Consider the following 2,435-nt stretch of genomic DNA (forward strand, 5'->3'; position numbering starts at 1 on the left):
CCGGTTGTCTGAACGTTGTCGAACGAGGCGGTGTCCATGACGGGTTCGCCGTCGCCGGCCGGGCCGCGCGTTCCCGACGGTCGGCTGGCCGGGAGCGTCGGGGCGCCGGGCAACACGCTGTCCGGGTACGTCGGCGGGAACCGGTCGTGGGCCCGGGATGCCGGGGAGGCGGGTTCCCGTTAGTCCGCCGTCGCTTCGACAGCGGTTGACGTGCCTGTTCAGCTTCCCGCGGTGTCGGCGGTCTTCGTCAACCGGAACGCGGACAGGGCGGCGTTCCACGACCTGCTCGACCGCCCCACCGACATTGCCTGTCCGCGGGTGGTGGTCGTGACGGGGATGCCGGGGGTCGGCAAGTCCGCCGCGGCGGCCCGCTGGGCGCACGAGGTCCGGCCCCGCTTCGGCGACGGCCAGCTCTACGTCGACGTGGAGCGCCTGGCCTGCCGTGGCGCTGCCGCGGTCAGTGACGTCCTGCGCGGGTTCGTCGAGGCGCTGGGCGCGCACGGCGGCCGCATCCCGGCCGACCTGGCGGGTCTGACAGCCGCCTACCGGCAGCGCACCGCCGGTCTGCGGCTGCTGGTCGTGGTCGACGGCGTCGAGTTCCCGTCGCAGGTGACCCCGCTGCTGCCGGCCTCGGAGGACAGCCTGGTCGTGGTGACGAGCCATCATCGGCTCACCGCGCTGCTCGCCGACGGCGCCGATCTGCTGACGCTGCGTCCGCTCGCCCCGGCGGACGGCGTTGAGCTGATCTCCAGGATGGTGGGGCCGGCGCGGCTGTCCCGGGAGCCCGAGGCCGCCGCGGAGATGGTGCGCCTGTGCGGCGGGCTGCCGATCGCGCTGCGTGTCGTCGGTGCCCAGCTCAAGGCCGGCCCGCACCTGGCCATGGCGGACGTGGCGGCCCGGCTCCGGGACGAACGCGGCCGGCTGGACCGGCTGTCCCTGGAAGGTGATCCGGTGATCGAAGCCGCGTTGGAAGTCGCCTACGCCGCTCTCCCGGCCGACGCCCGCGCCCTGTACAGGGTGCTCGGCCTGCATCCGGGACGTGAGTTCGGCGGGCCCGTGGCCGTGGCCGCGACGGGCCTGCCCCCCGATGTCGTCGAGGACGCGCTGGCGGTTCTGCTCTCGGCGAACCTGGTCGAAGCGGTGGGCGACGGCCGGTATCGAATTCACGAACTGGTCCGGATCCACGCCTTCCGATGCGCCGAGAGCGAGCAGTCGCCACAGTGGCGTGACGATGTCGCCCGTCGCGTCGTCGACGCGTACCTGCGCGGCGCGGCCGTCGCCGACCGGGTGGCGATGGGTTCCCGGATGCGGCTGTCCGAGCAGGCCGGGTGGGCCGAACGGCTGCTGGGTGCGACCCGGGCCGGCCGTACCGATCAGGGCGGTCGTACCGGCCGGAGCGGTCAGGGCGATCATGACGCCGGCCGGGGGGACGACGACGTGCCGTTGGCCGGTTCGGCCGTCGACCCGGCCCGGCTGTCCTCCCCGGGCGCCGCGCTCGACTGGCTGGAGTCGGAGCGGTCGAATCTCTTGGACGCGGTGCGCACGGCCTCGGCGCGCGGCTGGGACACGGCGGTCTGGGAGCTGTGCGAGGCGCTGTGGGTGCTGTACTACAACCGTAAGCACTACCCCGAGTGGCTGGAATCCCACGAGCTCGCCGTTGCCGCCGCGGCTCGTCTCGGCCATCAGGCGGCCGAGGCGAGGATGCGCAGCCAGCTGGGCCGGGCGCTGGTCGAGCTGGAGCGTTTCGCCGAGGCCGAGGCCCAGTTCGAGGAGGCCATCCGGCTCGCCCGTGTGGCGGTGAACCGCCGGGTGGAGGCGTCCGTGCTGGAGTTCGTCGGCCGGGCCCGCTTCGAGCAGGCGGACTACCCCGCGGCCATCGCCGCGTTCGAGCGTTCCCGGAGCATGAACGCGGACCTCGGCAACGCCCGGGGCGTCGCGTTGCAGACCCACCATCTCGGACGGGCGCTCGCCGGTTCCGGCCGGTCCGCCGAGGCGGCCGCGGTGCTGGCGGAGGCCCTGGCCGGCTTTGAGGCGTTACCGGACGAGCACAACCAGGCGCGGGTGCTCATCAGCCTCGGGGAGGTGCACTGCGACCTGGCCCGTTACGCCGACGCGGAGCGGGCGCTGGCCGCGGCGATCGACATCATGCGCCGCCGCGGCGTCCCGTTCCAGGTGGCATTGGCCTCGGAGGTGCTCGCCGACGTGGCCGCGGCGACCGGGGACCACCTCGCGGCCCGGCGCCACCGGGAGGAAGCGCTCACCGCGTACACCGACGCGGGCAGCCCCCGCGCCCACCGGCTACGCGAGGCACTACTGGCGGACACCAATCCGGCGACGTGACACGCGTGGACCCGCCCGGTGCGTCCAACATGGCACACGCCGACGCCGCTCCTTTCTCCGCCCCTCCGCGCACTCCACCCCTCCGTCCCTCGTCC

Annotated in this window: 1 protein-coding gene; it reads left to right on the top strand. The window is 74.0% G+C overall.

Translation table 11 applies throughout. The features are described 5' to 3' along the window. Window positions 1–210 precede the first annotated feature (210 nt). The gene (locus AC5LSR_RS11455; RefSeq protein ID WP_250292754.1) at window positions 211–2,340 is read left to right on the top strand and encodes a tetratricopeptide repeat protein; all 2,130 of its coding nucleotides are present in this window, start codon (window positions 211–213) and stop codon (window positions 2,338–2,340) included. Window positions 2,341–2,435 lie beyond the last annotated feature (95 nt).

Source organism: Protofrankia sp. CiP1_Cm_nod4, assembly GCF_982290645.1.